This is a genomic window from Candidatus Paceibacterota bacterium, from assembly GCA_041661305.1.
In the GTDB taxonomy this organism is placed as follows: domain Bacteria; phylum Patescibacteriota; class Minisyncoccia; order Phycocordibacterales; family VMEP01; genus VMEP01.
Genome location: JBAZUR010000003.1, coordinates 56,775 through 77,435 on the forward strand (window position 1 = coordinate 56,775; position 20,661 = coordinate 77,435).

The 20,661-nt window shown below is 40.2% G+C and carries 19 protein-coding genes; 15 read left to right on the top strand and 4 right to left on the bottom strand.

Features of this window, described 5'->3' with window-relative positions:
* The first annotated feature begins 8 nt into the window (after positions 1 to 8).
* The 13 genes from WC724_03470 to WC724_03530 all read left to right on the top strand — a co-directional run bounded on the left by WC724_03470 (position 9) and on the right by WC724_03530 (position 11,387).
* Positions 9 to 1,211, top strand: a complete 1,203-nt coding sequence (locus WC724_03470; protein ID MFA6078047.1) for a hypothetical protein — start codon at positions 9 to 11, stop codon at positions 1,209 to 1,211.
* Positions 1,212 to 1,345: 134 nt separating this feature from the next.
* On the top strand, positions 1,346 to 1,786 hold the full coding sequence (locus tag WC724_03475; protein MFA6078048.1) for a hypothetical protein: 441 nt from the start codon (positions 1,346 to 1,348) through the stop codon (positions 1,784 to 1,786).
* Positions 1,787 to 1,932: 146 nt separating this feature from the next.
* The gene (locus WC724_03480) at positions 1,933 to 2,664 is read left to right on the top strand and encodes a SagB/ThcOx family dehydrogenase (GenBank protein MFA6078049.1); all 732 of its coding nucleotides are present in this window, start codon (positions 1,933 to 1,935) and stop codon (positions 2,662 to 2,664) included.
* 4 nt (positions 2,665 to 2,668) lie between these two features.
* Positions 2,669 to 4,126 (top strand): YcaO-like family protein, encoded by a 1,458-nt coding sequence (locus tag WC724_03485; protein MFA6078050.1) that lies wholly within the window; start codon positions 2,669 to 2,671, stop codon positions 4,124 to 4,126.
* A 64-nt stretch (positions 4,127 to 4,190) separates the two neighbouring features.
* The gene (locus WC724_03490; protein ID MFA6078051.1) at positions 4,191 to 4,979 is read left to right on the top strand and encodes a hypothetical protein; all 789 of its coding nucleotides are present in this window, start codon (positions 4,191 to 4,193) and stop codon (positions 4,977 to 4,979) included.
* A 72-nt stretch (positions 4,980 to 5,051) separates the two neighbouring features.
* Positions 5,052 to 6,125, top strand: a complete 1,074-nt coding sequence (locus WC724_03495; protein ID MFA6078052.1) for a hypothetical protein — start codon at positions 5,052 to 5,054, stop codon at positions 6,123 to 6,125.
* A gap of 80 nt (positions 6,126 to 6,205) precedes the next feature.
* Positions 6,206 to 7,291 (top strand): AI-2E family transporter, encoded by a 1,086-nt coding sequence (locus WC724_03500; protein ID MFA6078053.1) that lies wholly within the window; start codon positions 6,206 to 6,208, stop codon positions 7,289 to 7,291.
* A gap of 25 nt (positions 7,292 to 7,316) precedes the next feature.
* A complete protein-coding gene (locus WC724_03505; protein MFA6078054.1) occupies positions 7,317 to 8,903 on the top strand; it encodes a class I tRNA ligase family protein in 1,587 nt (528 codons plus the stop codon).
* Between the two features lie 9 nt (positions 8,904 to 8,912).
* Positions 8,913 to 9,689, top strand: a complete 777-nt coding sequence (locus WC724_03510; GenBank protein MFA6078055.1) for a TatD family hydrolase — start codon at positions 8,913 to 8,915, stop codon at positions 9,687 to 9,689.
* Positions 9,690 to 9,823: 134 nt separating this feature from the next.
* Positions 9,824 to 10,279: a 30S ribosomal protein S6 gene (locus tag WC724_03515; GenBank protein ID MFA6078056.1), complete on the top strand. Its 456-nt coding sequence runs from the start codon at positions 9,824 to 9,826 to the stop codon at positions 10,277 to 10,279.
* 13 nt (positions 10,280 to 10,292) lie between these two features.
* Positions 10,293 to 10,742 (top strand): single-stranded DNA-binding protein, encoded by a 450-nt coding sequence (gene ssb / locus WC724_03520; GenBank protein ID MFA6078057.1) that lies wholly within the window; start codon positions 10,293 to 10,295, stop codon positions 10,740 to 10,742.
* A gap of 19 nt (positions 10,743 to 10,761) precedes the next feature.
* The gene (gene rpsR / locus WC724_03525) at positions 10,762 to 10,971 is read left to right on the top strand and encodes a 30S ribosomal protein S18 (GenBank protein MFA6078058.1); all 210 of its coding nucleotides are present in this window, start codon (positions 10,762 to 10,764) and stop codon (positions 10,969 to 10,971) included.
* A gap of 92 nt (positions 10,972 to 11,063) precedes the next feature.
* Entirely contained in the window at positions 11,064 to 11,387 is a 324-nt protein-coding gene (locus WC724_03530; GenBank protein ID MFA6078059.1) for a hypothetical protein, read from the top strand.
* A gap of 62 nt (positions 11,388 to 11,449) precedes the next feature.
* Here WC724_03530 and WC724_03535 read toward each other — a convergent pair whose 3' ends face one another.
* The 4 genes from WC724_03535 to WC724_03550 form a co-directional block, all read right to left on the bottom strand.
* Positions 11,450 to 12,034, bottom strand: a complete 585-nt coding sequence (locus tag WC724_03535) for a hypothetical protein (GenBank protein MFA6078060.1) — start codon at positions 12,032 to 12,034, stop codon at positions 11,450 to 11,452.
* Positions 12,035 to 12,231: 197 nt separating this feature from the next.
* Entirely contained in the window at positions 12,232 to 13,260 is a 1,029-nt protein-coding gene (gene recA, locus WC724_03540; GenBank protein ID MFA6078061.1) for a recombinase RecA, read from the bottom strand.
* A 1-nt stretch (position 13,261) separates the two neighbouring features.
* Positions 13,262 to 13,630: a hypothetical protein gene (locus WC724_03545; GenBank protein ID MFA6078062.1), complete on the bottom strand. Its 369-nt coding sequence runs from the start codon at positions 13,628 to 13,630 to the stop codon at positions 13,262 to 13,264.
* Complete coding sequence (locus tag WC724_03550) at positions 13,617 to 15,926, bottom strand: DNA translocase FtsK 4TM domain-containing protein (protein MFA6078063.1); 2,310 nt, start codon at positions 15,924 to 15,926, stop codon at positions 13,617 to 13,619. Before WC724_03550 ends, WC724_03545 begins: the two co-directional genes overlap by 14 nt.
* 440 nt (positions 15,927 to 16,366) lie before the next feature.
* Here WC724_03550 and WC724_03555 point away from each other — a divergent pair, with 440 nt between their 5' ends.
* Positions 16,367 to 17,149 carry a hypothetical protein gene (locus WC724_03555; protein MFA6078064.1) on the top strand — a complete coding sequence of 261 codons (783 nt, stop codon included), beginning with the start codon at positions 16,367 to 16,369 and terminating at the stop codon, positions 17,147 to 17,149.
* Between the two features lie 612 nt (positions 17,150 to 17,761).
* Positions 17,762 to 20,661, top strand: a 2,900-nt coding sequence (locus WC724_03560) for a hypothetical protein (GenBank protein MFA6078065.1), incomplete at its 3' end; no start/stop codon positions are given.

The following is a 20,661-nucleotide window of genomic DNA, read 5'->3' on the forward strand; positions in this document are numbered from 1 at the left end:
TTTAAATTATGGACGAAAAAGAAGAAATTATAATTACCGAAGAAGATAATTTACCTAATAAGGTTTCTTATAGAAAAGTATCAATTTACGTACTTACTTTCATTGTATTTTTTATGGCTTCTTATGAAGGTTTTTATCGCGTTAAGATGATATCTGAAAAAAGAGAAGCAGGTAAGATTTTGGAAAGGGATAAAGCTTACTATGATAGCTTGCTCCAAAAAGATAAGGATTATTATGAGAGTTTGCTTAAAAATAACCCTTCAGGGCTTCAGAACTCATTCGTAGAAGATATTAAGAGTGGCGTTAATAGTGGGGAGACAAAATCTGCCATATATTTTATAACGCATCGTTTTTTTGATAATGGTGGGAATATCTATGAAATTTATGATTACATAGAAAGTCACCCGGAACTATCTTTTCTTAAAGAGGCCGAAGGTATTTATCCAGATGTATTTGAACAGATAAAAGAAAAGAAGTTGCCATCAATATATACTTATTCCGCTTTTTATGCGTACCTTGCATACGTTGAAGTACTAAATAAATACGGTTATGCAGATGTTGCTACTTTAGCAACGGCGGCTAATCAGTATGCTGGAAATCTATACTTTAAAACAGTACTAACAAAAGAAATGGAGGAAAATGGCGAGGCTAGTCGCCTCAAAGATGTGTCCCGTGATTTAAAAAAATCATTAGATTTTCTAAACATGTCTGGTGGTGATGTGGAAAAAATACTTGATGGTAAATTAACCTCAGACGATATGCCGTCCAGGGATATTTTGGTTGGTCTAAATCAGTATGCTTCAGCCTTAAGATACCTTGAAGCACTTGGAGTTAAAGCAACCTCAACAAAAACCTCACGAGAAGTTTTTGATTTTGCTATGGATTACTCTGCTCGTTTTGTGTTGGAATTAAATATTTTTACTTCTCTTGTTAATGCCTCAACACTAGCAATACTCGATTCAAGTACTTCTGAGGAAATAAAAATAGCACTGCTTCCAATTCTTAATTTCGATACAAAAAAACCCAATTCTTACAAGGGGAGTGTTATTAGAAAAATTATACAATCAAGATTTGAACAAAAACCAAAAGAAATTAGTTACACAAGGTTGGATCTTTATAGTAAAAGAAATGCCTTATTACTTGCAAGTAAGGTTCCAGATTTTAAGGCTTGGTTGATGTATAACGGGTGGGTAGAAGCTGATTTTAAGTAAATACAGACTAATATAGAACACGAAGCTAATAGTGATATTAGTTGGTTTGCATTATTTTTACTAATATGGTGTAATTAAAAGAGGTAGCAGAACATCGCGCACCAGGATTAATCTCAAACTTACAGGAGGGTGCCATGAAGATCTTCAAAAAAACTGTTTTTACTCTGATCGCCTTGCTCTTCGTTTTCGTCGGCGCTTCGTTTGCACAAACGAAGCTGGCGGCAGACGCGAGTGACGCAGGTAAGTCGGATGTAGCGGCAAATATTCCGGCCAACTGCGCCGCCTTTCTTGGGGCTTGGGTAGGTCGCTGGGAATATGGCAATTACGGCGAAATGCGCCTGCAGGTTCTTGAAGTTGATACAAATTGTGTCGCCAAGGGTGCCTACGGAGGAAATACGGGGAAAGCATGGCCATACGAAGGTGCAGAAATCAAGGCCGACAAGATGTCCTGGCTTTGTAGCAAAGCCAGGACGGGGACATGTGTCTTCGAAAATCACGGCGATACGCTTTGGGCAAACTACCACGATCCTTCCGGTGGCAAGAACAACGGCGTTTTCAAGAAAGTTGCCCAGTAACAGACGAGGGTCTATGTTTTTTAGGAGAGACGAGAGAGGGGGGGCGTTAACGCCCCCCCCTTTTTTTATTGTAGATAATCACAATTTTTGTGGTCACAAAAACCAAATTGTGTGGCTGTATAATTCTATAGTACTATAAGCACGAAATGAGACCATTTTTATATAAATTTTTTCACAGGTTAACTAAAGATAAAACAGAGGGTGGTTTAATAAAAATTCCTGCTGATATGGCAATGTGGCCAGAAAGTTGGAAAATTGTGGAGTACAAAAAAATTTCTTTTTTTGATCCAATAAAACTTGCGGATAACGTAGACACAAAACTTTTTGAAATTCTGCAAAAAAGAACATCTGACCGTAAGTCACTATCTAGTAATGTTGTTACGTTAGAAAAAATATCAAAAATATTAAAGTGTGCTTGTGGAGAAATAAAAAGGAAAGATGGATCCACGCACAGAACGGCCCCGTCTGGTGGTGGCAGGTATTCAATTGAATTGTATTTTTTGCTATTTAAAGAGGCTGAAGGGTTAAAGACCGGTGTGTATCATTATGGTGTAGAGAATCATCAGCTTGAATTGATTGAACAAAAAAATTTTTCAGAAGAAGACATACTTTCTTACCAAAGCGACAAATGGGCGACTGTTGGTAGTGGTATGATGTGCATGACCAGTGTTTTTGATCGTTTTGCGCGCAAATATGGCAGTCGGGGGTATCGTTATATGTTATTAGAAGCCGGGCACATTGGTCAGAATATATTGCTCTCTGGTGTAGAAAATGATTTGGTTTTTGTACCAATTGGGTCGTCTAATGATGTAAGAGTAGAATCACTACTTAAAATAGACGGCAATAGCGAGAGCCTGGTCTACGCGATGTCTTTTTAATTTTATGGAAAATAATTTATTTAATTCACCTGGGTATATTTTGGCAAAAGATTACGTTAATGATATTCGCCAAATGCAAAAGAACGGACCATGGAAGTTACCACTTGGTGTTGGTGACAGATTTCATATTTTTTTACTATCATTGTTTTTAAAATTTTCTTGGTTTAAGGATATTTATATTAAATATCCGCATGACCATAGTCCCGCATATGACATAATTATTAATTTCTTGAAAAGAAATAAAATATTGTCGGGGGTTATTAAGTTAAGCTCTGCTTCTTACTGGGGTATTAATATATACGTTTCGCACCTTTTTAACGGAGAGGTACTTTTGGTAAAAAGTACAGGACATCATAAAGAAAGCGATATAGCACTTTCTAAAACCATAGGAGAATTAATAGAAAGGGCTGTTTCTGGTGTTCGCGATGAAAATAATAATTTTATTTTTGGTTCGTTTAATGAGTTAAAAACAAAATATAAAAATATTTTTTACCCGCCTGTATACCATAGGTTTTTACCACAACAAAAGGATTTATTTAAAGATTTGAGAGTAGATGATGACCAAGAAATGGAGTGGGTTAAGGGCTTTAATTTTTTAACCAGTGAAGTTGCTTTGATCCCAAAAAACATTACCTCATGGAGACGCAAAAGAAACATAATAACCATGAACCCGACTACAAGCGGTTCTGCGGGCGGGTTTTCAAAAGAGGATGTTATTAAGAATTCGATATTAGAATATATAGAAAGAGATTCATTTTTAATACATTGGTTAACGCAAATAGCCCCAAAAGTTATATCAAATGAATCATTACCAGAAGATTTATTTTTATATATTAAAGGTTTTAACAGTATTGGTATTAGTGCTTATGTTTTAGACACAACAACCAACGTGGGAATACCCTCGGCTTGTGTGGTTGTGAGAAAAAATAATTTGAATAAGAAGTCAGTTGCTGTCTCTGGTGGCGCTGGTATTGATTTACATACTGCAATCAAGAGAGCACTAGAAGAGGCTCAGCAGTGTGTTTTTAATCTTGATAAAAATGAAAGTGGTACTAAGGTTAGTGATGTTAAGCCTTTTATAAGCGAAATAGACAGAGAAGAGAGAATAAGGATGTGGCAAGGAGAGGAATGGGTCAAACTTTTTGAATGGTTTATATCTGGTGATGTTATTGAGTATAAAAATGACAATAACCTTGTATTAGAAACTAAAGATGAAATAACTTTTCTCAAAAATGTTTTCTCTAAGTTGGGAAGTGAATATACTCCGTTTATATATTTCCCTAAAAATAAAGCAATGGAGAAGCTTGGTTTTCAAGTGGCCCAAGCGTTTATCCCTTTTTGTTTCCCTCTGTTTTTGGTGGAAAAATATGGAACCTTCGATAGCGATAGGCTGAAACAATTCGCTAAATATAAAGGCGTTGATAATTTTAAATTAAATCCATACCCACATCCGTTCCCATAGTTATTAAATTTGTTTTCATTTTTGCCTAAAAAATAAAAGTAACTTCGTGGTATTATTTATCAAAGTGAATAAAAATATAAAAAATAATTTTTATATTTCAGCGACTATTCTGGCAATAAGTGCTTTTGTTTTGTTTGTCTCTGTTTTTAATAATAAGTCTGCGTGGTTGATATGGAACAATTTTCATTGTGAACGCATTGCAAGTGCACTGGAGCAAAATGACCCCAAGCTATTTTTTGATATCGGTAATTATTATTTTGGAAAAGGTGCCTACGATTTAAAAAAAGTTGAAAGTTACTACAAGAAGGCGTTATTTCTAGAGCCTTCTTTGGAGGGGCTACATTACCAGTTGGCGCGAGTTTATTTTATAAAAAATGAGCTCTCTTTAGCGAGATATGAAATCAATAAAGAGCTAGAATTACATCCAGATCTTAAGCGTTCATATTATGTTCGGGGGCTTATTAATGGGTACGATAATAATTTAGATGGGGCGATAGAAGATTTTACAGAATTTCTTAAATGGAGTCCGGAGAGTTGGGCTGGTCACAATGATTTGGCTTGGATTTATTTTAAAAAAGGGAATTATGAAAAATCTCTTGCGACCAGCGAAGAAGGTTTGAAGTATTATGCGGGTAGTGTCTGGCTTCTAAACTCAAAAGGGGTGGCACTAATTAATCTTGGGCGAAAAGAGGAAGCGAAAATTGTTTTATCTCAGGCTTTATTGATTGCAGAAGGGATGAGCGCAGAAGATTGGGGTAAGTCATATCCAGGAAATAATCCGGATGTTTACATCGACGGCTTAGAGGCAATGAAAATATCAATAAAAAGAAATCTCGCTCTCGCGGGGAACTGAAATACATAAAGAGTGGATAAGTGTGTTGTTACTTAACACACTTCATCGTGGTACTATATAAGAAATACAATTATGTTAAATCGAATTATTTCGCCTAAAGGGAAAAGAAGTTTACTTTCATTACTGACGCTTTCCACTGTTTTTTTTATTGTCGGTTTTAGTAGCGGAGAGGTATCTATAAAAAATATTGCACTTAATGAATCTCCAGAGATTGGGTTTACTTCACTTTCACCGAACGGTCTTTTGGGTGGAGAAATTATTCCCGCATCATGTGAGTCTGGAAATTATCATGATGCACCGGATTTTGGAACAGCATGTACCGCATCAAGTGTTTGCGGGCAGGCTTACGGCACAATTGGGTGTGGTGGTGTTTGTAGTGTGGCTGCTCCGTCAGTGCCAATTAATTATGGCCAATCCTGTTCCTCATCAAATATCTGCGGTTCAAACCAAGGAACAATAGTGTGTGATGGGTCCTGCAGTGCCATAGCCCCAGCCGTCCCCAGCAATTACGGTAGAGTCTGTCTCGTCTCAAATGTCTGTGGTCAATCAAACCAAGGAACAATAGGTTGTGATGGCACATGTACTGTCAAAGAAGCACCAGCGCTTCCATCAGGATACGGAACACCATGTCAATCGGGAACTAATAGCTGTGGTCAAAAAGCTACAGGAATAATCGGTTGTGGTGGATCATGTACAGCAGTTACCCCGTCTGATTCAAACTGCACCACATGTCCACTACCAAATGGTAACGGAGTTTGTAACACAGCGGAAAATAACTCAAATTGTCCAGCCGACTGTCCATATGTCGCTCCAGCAACACCAACAGCACCTGCAGGAGAAGGGGCAATCTGGACACCGGCTACAGAATGGACACTAACAGCTTCACCAAACCCAATATTCGCCAACACAAGAACAACGGTAAGTTGGTCAGTTAGTGGAGCAACAGGATGTACTCTTGTTGGAGTCGGGGCTGTTAGTGGAAAAGAAACAGATAGATTTGTCGGTGGCCCTGCTCTTGATTATCAATCAAGTAAACTACAAGAAAACACAGACTTCACCCTAACTTGTTCCAATGCCTACAGTGGTAGAAAAGACTCGAAGACTGTTCGTGTTAATGTGCGTACGATTAAAGTACAGGAGTTCTAGTTAGAGCCTTTGGGAGGCGAGTGGTTATGTGTGTCTGAACCTCTTTGCAGGGATGAACTTTATCAGCTAATATTGCTTATATGATTGATAATGATCGCCCAATAGCAGTTACAATAAGTTCAGGGACTATTTTGAAGGCTGTGCTTATTCTTGTTTTGTTTGCCGGGCTGTATTTTTTACAAGACGTTGTTTTGGTAATACTTACTTCGGTTGTTATCGCTTCTTCTGTTGAACCTGCAACAAGATGGTTTGCGAAGTACCACATAGCTCGCGTTCCAGCAGTTCTTTTTACATACATTACTTTTTTCGCTTTTCTTGTTGGGGTATCATATTTTTTTATCCCACCACTTTTAGATGATATGTCTGGGTTTGCTGCTTCTGCTCCTGAATATCTAAACTCAGTGAATATTTTTTCCGAGACCGGTGTCAGAAGTTTTGTTGGTTCTTCTCGTGACGTAGTTTCTTCTTTGAATGATAGTGGCTTCCAAACGCAAGAAATAATTTCCAATTTAAGAGACGCTTTCTCAAGTTTTTCTGGCGGAATTACAAAAGGGGCGAGTATGGTCTTTGGTGGAATTTTTAGTTTTATTCTTATTATTGTAATTTCATTTTATTTAGCAGTTCAAGAAAGAGGAATAGAAACTTTTTTGCGTAGCTTAACTCCTCTTAGATACGAATCGTATATTACAGGCTTGTGGGCTAGGGCCCAGAATAAAATAGGTTTATGGATGCAGGGGCAACTTCTCCTCGGATTTTTTATTGGAATCCTGGTTTATTTAGGTCTTGCAATCATGGGTATTCCTTATGCACTTCTCCTTGCTGTTGTTGCTGCGACCCTTGAGCTCATCCCACTTTTCGGCCCGATAATTGCAGCTGTACCAGCTGTTGCCCTTGGTTTTTCGCACGGAGGAGTAGCTCTCGGGCTTATGGTTATTGGTTTTTACATAATCATTCAGCAGTTTGAAAATCATTTGATTTATCCACTTATTGTGAGAAAAATAATAGGAGTGCCACCAATTTTAGTGATTCTATCTCTTATTGTTTGCGCAAAACTTTTTGGATTCCTAGGACTTATTCTTGCAGTCCCGTTCATTTCAGTAGTACTTGAGATGGTGGACGATTTTGAAAAAGAGAAAAAACAAACAGGAGTGAACATGATTTCTTAATAGATTTATTTTTTACTGTTTATTTATGGATAAAAATAAATCACTTTTAGGGGGCGAATCAAAGGATAAACCTTTTTACATTACAACTTCAATTGCATACACCAATGCAAAGCCACATGTTGGACATGCATACGAGGCTATTTTGACGGATGTAATCGCTCGATACCAGAGATCAGCAGGGAGAGAGGTTTTTTTTCTAACCGGTACGGACGAGCACGGTTCTAAAATTTTGCGTAAAGCAAAAGAGGAGGGTGTAAGCACTCAGGCATTTGTAAATGAGATATCAGATTTTTTTAAAGAGTTATATAAAAAACTTTTGATTTCAAATGATGGTTTTATTAGAACTTCGGATAAAAAAAACCATTGGCCGGGAGCGCAAAAACTTTGGGAGAAGATTGTAGAGTCTGGCGATTTGTATAAAAAGAATTACAAGGGCCTCTATTGTGTTGGTTGTGAAGGTTTTATTACTGAAAAAGAATTAGTTAATGGGCTCTGTTCTTTACATGGAAAAGCCCCAGAGGTTGTTGAGGAAGAAAATTATTTTTTTCGTCTATCAAAGTACGCTAAAATTCTCGAAGAAAAAATTTCCTCCGGGGAATTAACTGTTTTACCTGAGTCTAGAAAAAACGAGGCACTTTCTTTTATAAAAGACGGACTAGAAGACATTAGTTTTTCTCGTCCCGAAGCCAGTGTTCCGTGGGGCGTACCAGTTCCGGGAGACTCCTCTCACATGATGTATGTTTGGTGTGATGCACTCTCTAACTATATTTCTGCGGTTGGGTACGGACGAGATGATAAGCAGTTTGAGTCTATTTGGCCAGCAGATGCGCATGTTGTAGGGAAAGACATTTTGCGTTTCCACGCTGTTTTTTGGCCAGCAATGTTACTTTCTGCTGGGGTACCTTTACCTAAAAGAATCTTGGTCCACGGATTTATTCTTTCAGAAGGGAAGAAGATGTCTAAGTCAGTTGGTAATGTTATTGATCCAGAAGAATATATAAATGAATACGGAGAAGAGGCGTTTCGTTTTTTTATGGCAAAAGAAATACCACCATTTGAAGACGGTGACTTCACAAAACAAAAATTTATCGATAGCTACAACGGGAATTTAGCAAATGGTTTAGGAAACCTGCTTTCGCGTACTGTAGCGATGGCGGAAAAATATTTTGAAGGGAATGTTGTTCCGCACAATCCAGAGTCTGTTCCGTTGGTTAAAAAATTCAAGAGTCCTATTGGTGGAGAAGTGGTGGAAGGGTATGGAGTTTCTTATGCAATTGAGCAGGAGATAATTCCTAAATATACAGAATGTATGGAGGAGTTTCGTATTCACCACGCTCTCGATATTGTTTTTTCTTTAATTAAAGAATTGGATGGGTATATTTCTGACTATGAGCCATTTAAATTAATAAAAGAGGATAAGGAAAAAGCAGAAGACGTTATTTGGAATGTCCTTTATGGATTACTTGTTGTAGGCGATCTCATTGCTCCGGTTATGCCGGAAACAAGCCTTGTTATTAAAGAGACGATTACCGGCGATATTAAAAGCGACGCCCCAGTAGCGTTTTCTGTAAAACCATTAGCTAAACCACTTTTCGCTAGAATCCTGAAGTAGCTATTCCTTATGAAATTAATTGACGCCCACTCACATATAAATTCTAAAGAGTTTGACGCTGATCGCGCAGATGTTATCGAGCGGATGCGTAAAGAAGAAATTGGTACGATAATTGTTGGTACAGACTATGAATCATCAAAGCAGATAGTTGAAATAACAAAAAACGAACCAGGATTTTTTGCTTCAATTGGACTACACCCCGAAGATAACAAAAAAGAAGTTTTTAACGAGGAGTTATATACAAAACTTGCAGAAGACAAATCCGTAGTGGCAATAGGGGAATGTGGACTAGATTATTATTGGGAAAAGAATGAAGAAGCTCGTGCGCGACAGCGTGATATTTTTCGAGCACAAATAAAATTGGCACTTTCTCTTGATTTGCCTCTAATGATTCACTGTCGTAATGCGTACGAAGATACGCTGACAATTCTAAATGAGTATTCCAAAGAGGCGCGCGCGCGACTTAGGGGCAACATACATTTTTTTGCCGGGGATGTTTCTGTGGCGAAAAAGTTTCTCGACATCGGCTTCACAATGTCATTTACCGGTGTAGTTACTTTTGCTTCAGATTACGACGAGGTAATAAAGTATATTCCGCTTGAGTCGATTTTAGCTGAAACAGATTGTCCTTATGTGACCCCTGTTCCAAATCGTGGAAAACGTAACGAACCTATTTTTGTAAAATATGTAGTGGCCAAGTTGGCAGAACTAAAAGGGGTTAGTCCTGAGAAGATGGCTGAAATCACGCTTAGCAACACTTCTCGCGTCTTTGGGTTGAATTTGTAGGGAACACAGCGCAAAGGTGTGGTTTTAAGAGGGTAAGTTGCATTTTAGGGGTTGTTTTGTTAACATAACGCAACTGTGTTTTAAGTCTCAGTTTTTTGAAGAGACGCTTTATAAGCACGGAAATTCTTAATTTTATGGATGATAAAGACCTAACAATATATGAAGTTGGATACCTTCTCGTTCCGGAACTCTCCGAAGGGGATGTTTCTGTTGAAACAGGGAATCTAAAAGATGTTATCGCCTCATTAGGCGGTCTTATGGTTAGTGACGGATATCCAAAGCAGATTGAACTTGCTTATCCTATGAGAAAGTCCGTTGCAAACGTTTGGCACACCTACACTAAGGGATACTTCGGATGGTTGAAGTTTGAGATGACTAGCGACCAAACAGCTGCCCTAAAGGAAAAGTTAGATCAAAATAAAAAAGTAATTCGTTTTCTTTTAATAAAAACTTCCCGCGAAGACACAATGTCTCAGAAACGAGTATCAACGAGACCAACCAAGTCTAAAGTTCCTGCAGAAGGAGAGGTGGTTGCTGAAGTTTCAGAAGTTGAGCTTGAGTCAGCTCTTAAAGACTTAGTTAAGGAATAATTAAAAAGCGAGTATGTATGTAAACAAAGCAATTATTTACGGAAATCTCACCCGCGACCCAGAGTTACGTTCCTTACCTACGGGCAATAAAGTAACAAGTTTTTCTGTTGCAACCAATAGAACATGGAAAGGACAAGACGGAACAAGACAAGAAGCGGTTGATTTTCATAATGTTGTTGTCTTTGGAAGACAAGCAGAAACTGTTGCTCAGTATTTGAAAAAAGGATCAGGTGTTTTTGTTGAAGGACGAATGCAAACAAGAAGCTGGGATGCTGGTGATGGTGTGAAGAAATACCGAACTGAAGTGATTGCCGATCGCGTTCAGTTTGGCCCAAGAAGTGCAGGTGCCGGCACAGGCAATACTGGCTACGACCAAGCACCAACAGCACCAATTGAAACAGGGGCTGACGAATCAATTGAGTATCCTGAAGGCGACATTAATCCAAACGACATTCCGTTTTAACAAAATTTAAAAAAATATTATGACAGATAAAAAAAAGTGCTACTTTGCTTCCAATAACATCAAACACATCGACTACAAAGACATCGATGTTTTAAAGAAATTCTTAAACCCACACGCACGTATGGTTTCTAAGAAGTTTTCTGGTGTTAGCTCAAAGAGCCAGAGAAAGCTCGCTACTGCAATAAAGCGTGCTAGATTTATGGGACTCATTCCATTCGTTGCTAAATAAAATAAAACATATTCTAAAAAAACTGCCATACTGGCAGTTTTTTTGTACATGCGCTAATATCTTTTTGGGAAAACAAGAAAAGGGGTCTTTATATGAACAGGATGGTTTTCGTTGTCTGTGGTGCTTCATTTCCTCAGATACGTGAGCTAGAGGAGCGTTTCAATATGGTTTCAGCCCCTATCCTTATTTTGGGAACAACTGGCGGGCAGTTTCTCCGTGACCTTTTGAGTATTGGGAAAATTATTCGCAATATCCCAAACGTTGAGGTATTCGCGCTTCGCGAGTTCGAAAAAGAAATGAGGGCGCTCACTGAAAGAAGGTGGGGTGGCAGAACAACTTTTCACCAAAACAAAGGCAACTTTGCCGAAGACAGAAGAAGGAAGGTTCCTTGGCGACGAAATGCGAGAAATCGATAATCGCGCCCATAAAACAAAAACGGAAGGCACTGCCTTCCGTTTTTTTAAATTAGTTTGTTTTTTTAATTTTTCTCTACTCTTTCTGTATACAACCCAGTATCAGTATTGATACGAATAACGTCTCCTACGTTAATAAAAAGGGGAGCTGTGACTGTTGCGCCTGTCTCAAGAACAACCGCCTTACCTCCACCAGATGCGGTGTCGCCCTTTATGGATGGTGGAGCTTCTTTAACAACGAAATCCATTTTTATTGGTAGCTTTAATCCAATAATTTTCTCTTCGTCGTCATCGTCTGTGAAGATTAAAGCGTCAACTTCTACGTTCGCCTTTAAAAATTTAACCTGGTCACCAACGATTGCTTCATCTAAAAAGAATCGCTCGCTTGGGTTTTTTATTTCAGAAAAACATAGTTGCCCCTTACCACCATAAATAAATTTAATAAGACGCTTAGAAATGTCTGCTTCCGAAACCTTGTCCGTAGCGTGGAAAGTTGCGGGGACTAATCGTCCTGAAATTAGGTTTCGGAGCTTAGTTTGATTTTGTGGCTTGCGCTGTTGTGTTCTAGCCACGTGCGACTCTAGGACCTCATACGGTTCATCTTGCCAAACAATATATTTCCCTGGTTTAATTTCGTTGTATTCAAGCATATCGGGCTATTGTAAGAAAAAAAGCCGTTATGTCAACGTTTAGGATAATTATGGAATGCAGAATTAAGGAATTTTGCATTTTGATATCTCCGGCTTTTATTTTTTAAAACATTACGGAGCCTGGCGAGGCGAGTATAGCAATCCGCCAGCAGGCGGATATGCGCGTTTTTAAAAACAAAGGCCAAAAAGAAAGATTATTACGACTCTAAAAACTTTTTTTCGATTTGTTTAACTATCTCGTTTGCAATCTTTGGATTTTCCTTAAGGAATGTTCTTGTGGCGTCATATCCACGGCCAAGTTTCACTTCTCCGTATGAATAAGAGGTTCCACTTTTCGTCATTAGGCCAAATTTTTCACCCAAAGCGATTATTTCACCTTCTCGTGAGATGCCTTCGTTGTAGATAATGTCGAACTCTGTCATTTTGAAAGGAGCCGCAACCTTATTTTTAACAACCTTAACTCTAGTGCGCGCACCAACAACGTCCTCTCCTTTTTTAATTGAAGCGATTCTTCTTATATCAATACGCACCGATGTGTAAAACTTAAGTGCTTTTCCGCCTGGTGTTGTTTCTGGATTTCCAAACATAACACCAATTTGCATGCGGATTTGGTTGATGAAAATGACAATAGTTTTTGATTTAGCTGTTATCGCAGTAAGTTTTCGCAAGGCTTGCGACATGAGTCTAGCTTGTTTACCAACGTGATGAGCTCCCATTTCTCCCTCAATTTCATCTTTTGGTGTTAAAGCTGCGACAGAGTCGATGACAACGACATCAACTTTTCCAGAACGAACCAAACTCTCTGTGATTTCAAGTGCTTGTTCTCCTGTGTCAGGCTGAGAGACAAGTAGCTCGCCGATATTAACTCCTAATTTTTTGGCGTACTCCGGATCAAGTGCGTGTTCTGCGTCGATAAAAGCACAAACCCCACCCTTTTTTTGAGCCTGCGCGATAACATGGAGGGTCAATGTTGTTTTTCCAGAAGACTCCGGTCCAAAAATTTCAATAATACGCCCTTGGGGAAGACCACCAACGCCAAGCGCGTAATCTAAACCGAGAGAACCAGTTGAAATTGATCCGATATTAACTTTTGGTTTTTCGCCAAGTTTCATTATGGCGCCCTCTCCGTATTTTGTTTGAATATCGCGGATTGTTGACTCAATCTGAGATGTTCCAAGCTCTGTTTTGGAAGCTCCTTCTAGTTTTTGTTTTTTTGCCATCGCCATATTATTGTTTTTTATCGTTTACTGTTAATGAAAGCGTTTGTTCTGTTTTTTTACCAAATTTATCGGCCGCTTTGATGCTTATTATAGTATAGCCAGAGGGGAGCACCAATGTTTCTAGGAAGTTCCCGCTTTCGTCAGGGAAAATCTGCCGATCGTTTAATGTTAGGGTTGCGACATTTTTTGTAACACCCTTAATTGTTACCAAAGGGTTATCTAGCCCAGAGCCGTTTATAGGGGAGAGGACTGTTATAGAAGGCCCGTAAATAAGGTTTCGGCTTTGAATATATGCGTAGAAGAGCGAGGCGAGCAACAATAAACCAACAAGACTACTTCCGATTATTGTTTGCTTTGTCTGGCTAGAAAGAGTCATCTTCTTCGTTGTTTGATAATGAAGCTCCAGTTAACCCTGCAGTTGCGATAGTTTGTGCGCTTTTTTCAAGAACTTCTCTTGGTTTGGCTCCATCACCAGCACTGACGACACCACGTTCTTCTAACATATCCATAAGTCGCGCTGCGCGAGCATAACCAACCTTTAGTTTCCTTTGTAGGTATGAAGTTGAGGCTTTTCCTGCCTCAATAACACATTGTCGGGCTTCCTCGTACATATCATCATCGTCTTCTAAATCGTTTGATGACTCAAGGGACATATCAAATATTGTTGGACTAGCTGTTGGGGCACCAGTTGAGAGTTCGATTTCCGACGGTACGCTGTCTCGGTATTGGTCGGAGAGATATTTGACGACTTTTTTAACTTCAGTTTCAGAGATGAAGGCCGATTGCATACGTTCCGGCTTGGACATTTCTCCCGAGAGGAAGAGCATATCGCCAGCACCGAGTAACTTTTCTGCCCCAACAGTATCAAGGATTGTGCGAGAGTCTATTTGTGAAGACACCTGTAGTGCCACACGAGCGGGGATGTTTGCTTTGATAAGACCGGTTATAACGTTGACCGAAGGGCGCTGTGTCGAAAGGATTAAATGGATACCAACAGCACGACTCATTTGTGCCAAACGAACGATACCGGCTTCAAGCTCGCGTGGGTAGGTTGTCATAATATCGGCAAGTTCATCCAAGACAATGACGATGTAAGGCATTTTTTCAGGAAGTTCGGCGAAATCACGTTCCTCAGCTTTTCCTTTTTCTCGTTCTTTTTTATAAGCAGGGAAGACGATATTTTTGTGATATGAATCTATGTCGCGAACAGATTCTGATTCTAAGACGTCGTATCTTCTATCCATTTCTTTTGCCGCCCATTTAAGCGCCAAAATAGCTTTTTTAGCATCTGTTATAACCGGAGTGAGGAGGTGGGGGATTTTGTTGTAGAGGGTCAATTCAACGCGCTTAGGGTCAATCATGATGAACTTAAGGTCGTTTGGTGAATTACGGAAAAGGAGAGAGTTGATGAAAGTGTGAATAGTGACCGATTTTCCAGAACCGGTTGTACCAGCAATAAGCATATGTGGCATCTTTGCGAGGTTGGTGAATCGAGATTGACCAGAAACTCCACGACCTAAGGCCAAGAGTAGAGGCTTATCATTTCCCTCATATTTTTCGTCGCTGAAGAGGGTAGCCATACCAACTGTCGCTTTTACTGTGTTTGGAATTTCAATACCAACAAGAGACTTTCCAGGAATTGGAGCTTCGATGCGGAGTGGGTGGGCAGCAAGAGCCAAAGCAAGATCATTTTGTAAACCAACGATTCGAGATAGCTTAACACCCTCAGCTGGTTTTAATGCGTATCGTGTGACAGTCGGCCCGATAGATATTTCATCCATTTCAACGTTGATGCCGAAGTTTTGTAGAGTTCGTTTGATGATGTTGGCGTTTGCTTTGATGTCTCCGACACCTGGCTTACCTTTATCTTTTTCAAAGATGGAAAGTGGTGGGGGAGAGTAAGTGTCATCAATGTCGCGAATAGTTCGTTTTTTTTGTTCGATGAAAAGACTACTATCTTCGTCTAGCGATTGTTTTTTGTTGGAAAGGCCAAGCATCTTTGCGACACTTTCTGTCACTTTACTTTCTTCTTCTTTTGGAGCTTCCTCCTTTTTGGTTTCCTCGACGGCTTCATTTGAGACAATAGTTACGTCCTCATCTTCAATTTCACCAGATTCTTTCTTTGAGAAGTATCGCCAAAAGAAGAAATGCTCGAGACGTGGGCGAGCGTCAAATATGACCAAAAGCGAAATAAGAAAAATAGCAGTAAGAAAAATTAAACTAGCGTAAAAATCGAAAAGTTTTAAAAACGGATAAGCAACAGCTTCTCCGATAATCCCACCACTTTTGTTCGCCCAAATTGTGTCTATCAGTCCAAGTCCAGACGAAAGGAAAAGAAGTGATCCAACAGTTGAGATTGTCCCCATCTTTGTTTTGATTGAGTGCAGAAAAGTGAAACCCAAAATAGAGAAGAGTAGTGGTAGAAGAAAGAAACCATAACCAAAAAGAAATGTTAGTCCTCGATACGTTAGCTCACCAGCTGGGCCGGCGTTTATAACGCCTCTACTTCCAAGCCACGCCATAATCAAAAAGATTGCTAAAACAAAAAAACCAATAGCAACAATTGCGTGCATTGTTTCCTCCTTTAGAGATGAAAATATTCCATCGAGTTTTAAATCAACAGAAGTACCGCCTTTGTTTTTGGTTTCTTTTTTTTCTTTCTTTTTCGCCATAGAACTTTTTAATTACCTCAAATAAAAAGTAAATAACTTTTTGATTCGCCGTCATTCGGACATTGTGAATGTGGCTGTTACCTACATGTTTCATTGATATCGAGCTAGCCACATTCGCATGCTCCTCACTAGGCGAAATAATAACATATTTAAACAGTTTTTAGCTGTTAGCTCTATTAGTTTTTTAGGAAAGAAAATAAGTATTAAAAGTAACGAATGTATTTGTATTTTTTTGTAAAGCTAACGAAGCTGTATTTCCTAACGCAGCTGCGTTCGCTAATTAAGCTAACAAATCTAGCTGGCTATCTTGCTAACAATCTAGCTGGGCGTATAATGGACGTCTTATAGGTTAAATAAAGACAAGTAGTCCAAAAAGACACGCGAACGAGGAAACGGACAATAAAGGTCATCATTAAAATAATCAAAGACACGACAGTAATATGTCCAATAACAACACTGTGAATACCTCAAACAATCCTTACTCCCTACCTTTCGCTGTTGAGCGTTTAACAGAAGCTTTGTATATGGTTACCGGATTATTTGATGAGGGACACATCAAGGATAAAATCCGGATAAACGCCCTTGAAACTTTGTCTTTAAGTCACGAACTGCCAACCCTCCCATTGTCTTTAAGACATGAAGTTGTCCTTGAAATGGAGTACCTAATGAAGGAGGTAGAAGCTCTCCTCCGTGTCTCTTTGTCCAATGGTTTTATTTCTCAAATGAACGCGACGCTACTCCTAGATGAGTACAAAAAAATTCGTGAAAAAATGTCCCACCGTGACTTCGTTTTCTCAACCGACAGTACTAAGCTAGAAAAGAGTTTCTTTTTTTCAAAAGACGGCGAAGTGGAATTATTGGGGGGAGAAAATATATCAGATCAAAATAAAAATACACAAGAAAACTCATCCTTTATAAAAGACACACTAAAGGACAACACAAAAGATAGATTCAATGTCCTTTTGTCTGATAAGAAAATAAAACCTGACGCCTCTGTAAAAAGACATGCCATTTCGGACAATAAGAATAAGGACAGAAGCGACAGGCGAGATTTGATTCTTAGGATAATACGAAAGAATAAAGATTCAACAATAAAGGACATCTCTACGATGGTTTCTGGTTGTAGCGAGAAAACAATCCAACGTGAACTAATAGCTCTTGTCTCAGAGAACGTTCTCAAAAAGACAGGGGAGAAGCGCTGGACACGATATTTCTTGGCTTAGTTTTGTATAAAAACTTCTAGTATTTTTTAGAATTTAGTGGAAGCGTATTTTAGTTTTTACTAACGTTTTATTTTTAAAAACATTGCGCAGCGCGACGGCGTGAGCATAGCAATCCGCCAGCAGGCGGATATGCGCGTTTTTAAAGGTAAAACGAACACCATGTTGTTGACTCCACCCCTCATTTCGAGTAGTATTCTACCTAAGATAACTTGAGAAAAACATGGCTGAAAAGGCCTTGTTTTGAGTTATCCACATATGTTTCAAGCCTTTTTTGCTTCATATGTACTATACTTTCATTTATGGTTGGCCGATTTCTAAATTGGTCGACTGAAAGTTGTTTAAATGCGTTCATTGTCAATTGAATAGCGGACTTACAAAGTTAAATTTCAGAAGCACAAAAGTGATGCTTTTTTAAAATTGTTGAACGGAATAAAAAATGTCAGCTAGCCTGCCGTGTCGCCACAATAATTAATTCAGGCGTATCGGAAGGATTGGGAAAATAATCGCACGAATTAAAAAATTGGATTATGTCGAATCTGATTAATCGTGCACCCGTAGCTTCGAAACTTAGACGAAAGTCTGTAGATCGGGGATACATTAAAATTAGATTTTATGAGTAAAGTTATTAATACAAAGTTTGCAGTTCTCCTCACAGGTGTGGTCATCTTGGCCGCTCTTGTTGCAGGAATGACTATGGCCTTGACAGCTTCGGCAGCAACATACAATTTTGCTACGAACTTAAAGCAAGGAATGACAAGCTCAGATGTGATGAATCTTCAAAAGCTTCTCAACTCTGACGCTGCGACACAAATCGCAACAACAGGCGCAGGTGCACCAGGAAACGAAACTTCCTACTTTGGTTCTTTGACCAAAGCAGCTGTCATCAAATGGCAGAACAAGCACGCTTCCTCTGTTCTTGCACCAGTTGGTCTTTCAGCTGGTACAGGTTACTTCGGCGCTTCATCTCGCGCATTTGCGAATGGAATGACGACAACAGGTGGCACTACTTCAACAGTCGCAGGTTGTACCTCAACAGCAGGTTACAGCCCAGTGACAGGTCAGAAGTGTGACGCTTCAGTAACAACAACACCTACTACTCCGGGAGTAGCTGGTTCAGTTTCTGTATCAGGAGCAACACAGCCAGGTAACAGTCTTTTGGTACAGAGCGCATCACGCGTTGCTTTCACAAAAGTAACTCTTACCGCCGGTGCATCAGATGTTACGGTTAACTCCGTAACAGTTGAGCGCGCAGGTTTGGCAAACGATGCAGTTTTCGCAGGAGTAGTTCTTCTTGACGAAGACGGCACACAAATCGGTATTGCCAAGACGTTGAATTCAAATCATCAGGCATCAGTTGGCGATGCGTTTGTTATTAGAGCAAACACATCAAGAACGATGACAATCGCGGGCAACTCGGCAGCAGCTCTCACGGCCTACGCCGGACAGGTTGTTGCGTTGAACGTTGTTGGTTTGAGCACCAGCGCGACAGTTTCAGGTTCAATGCCTATAACAGGTGCAATGCACACTGTTAACGCATCACTTGCAATTGGAACAGCGAACGGTGTTGCATCTTCTTACAACCCTTCAGCACAGGACAAGGATATTGGTACAACAAACTACAAGTTTAGCGCGATTCGTATTGAGGCTGGTTCAGCCGAAGACGTTCGTCTAAGAGGAGTTCGTTTCTACCAGGCTGGTTCAGCCGCTTCCTCAGACCTTGCCAATGTCAAGATTGCTGTTGATGGCACACTTTATGACACAACAGTTTCTTCAGACGGCAAGTACTACAATGCCAACTTCGGTTCAGGCATCGTTATTGCAAAAGGTCTTGGAAAGGATATCTGGATTCAGGGTGACATCGTTGGTTCTGGTTCATCAGCTCGCACAGTCGACTTTGATATCCAGAAGAATACCGACGTTTATGTTACAGGTGAGACTTACGGATACGGAATCATTGCCGGCGGTACAATCACCACGGCATCACCATCTTTTAACGGTGTAATCACAACGATAAGAGCTGGTACCGTAAACGCAATCTCCAAGTCAAACACGGTAGCCGCCCAGAACATTGGAATCAATGTTTCCGGTCAGGTTCTTGGTGCTTATGAAACTGATATGAAAGGTGAGGCTGTATCAGTACAGTCACATGTCTTCCACTTCACAAATTCAGCAGGCACACAGACTCTTCTAACCAGCGTTTCGCTTTACAATGCGAACGGTACGTTAGTTGCAGGACCACAGGATGCAGTTGCAGAAGCTGGTACAAACCAGAAAGTTACCTTTACCGACACAATCGTTTACCCAGTTGGAAAAGCTGTGTACACGCTTAAAGGTAAGGTTGCTTCAGCAACAGCAAACGGCATGACCTTTACCGCATCAACCACTCCTTCAACGGATTGGTCGAACGTTACCGGTCAGACAACAGGTACAACAATTACTCTTCCGTCAGCTCTCGTAGCGATGAACATTATGACTGCTAAGGCCCCGGCACTTGCAATAAGTGTTTCGACTCAGCCTACAGCACGTACTGTCATTGCGGGAGCGCAAGGATTTGAATTTGCTCGATACAATCTCGATGCAGGTCAGTCTGGCGAAGATGTTAAAATGACGACTTTCAAGGCGCTTCTCGCCTTGTCAACAGTTACGGCAGCCCAACTTTCAAGCTGTAATCTTTATGACGGAACTACAAACGTCACAAGCGACAGCAGCGTGACAGTTGCAGCAGGCGATAATAACTTCACCTTCAATGGAGGAGGTCTCATGATTACCAAGGGTACTCAGAAGATTCTTTCGATGAAGTGTAATGTTTCCGCCGCAGTAACAACCGGTAGTATCACATGGGGATTGACCGACAACGCGTCAACCTTTACTGGTGCAACAGGATTCCCATCAGGCCAGACAGTGGCAGAGACAATGACAGCAGCAGCCGGTCAAGCAATGACAGTTGCTACTTCAGGCTCTTACACAGTTACGTCTGATTCATCTTTGCTTTACAAAGTGGCACAGGCTGGAACAACAGGCGTAACGCTTGGCAGTTTCCGCTTTACCGCAGGTGGTTCAGAAGCCGTAGATTTGAAACAAATTGCTTTCCAGCTTGGAAACACTGCTTCAAACTCACCGGCTGACCTTGTGAACACACAAGTATCAATCTGGAATGGTTCGACACAAGTCGGTACCGCCCAGTTTGGTGGCGCCAACCCTGACAACGCTACTTCTACAGTACTTAGCCCTGCACCACGTATTGCCGCAGGCGAGTCTATAGTTCTAACGGTTAAGGGTGACTTGTCAGCTCAAAACATCAACGAAGGTACCCCAGGTGCATTCTTGGCTGTCACTTATGATGGTGACAACAACGGCATCAACGGTAACTACGCTACTGGTGTTGACTCACAAGTATCAATCTCTGGAACTTCTTCGGACGTTACAACTAACGGCTTAAGAATCTACAGAACAGTTCCTACCTTTGCTGTAACAAGCACAGGTGGCAGTTTGGCTCTTAACTCTGACTTGTA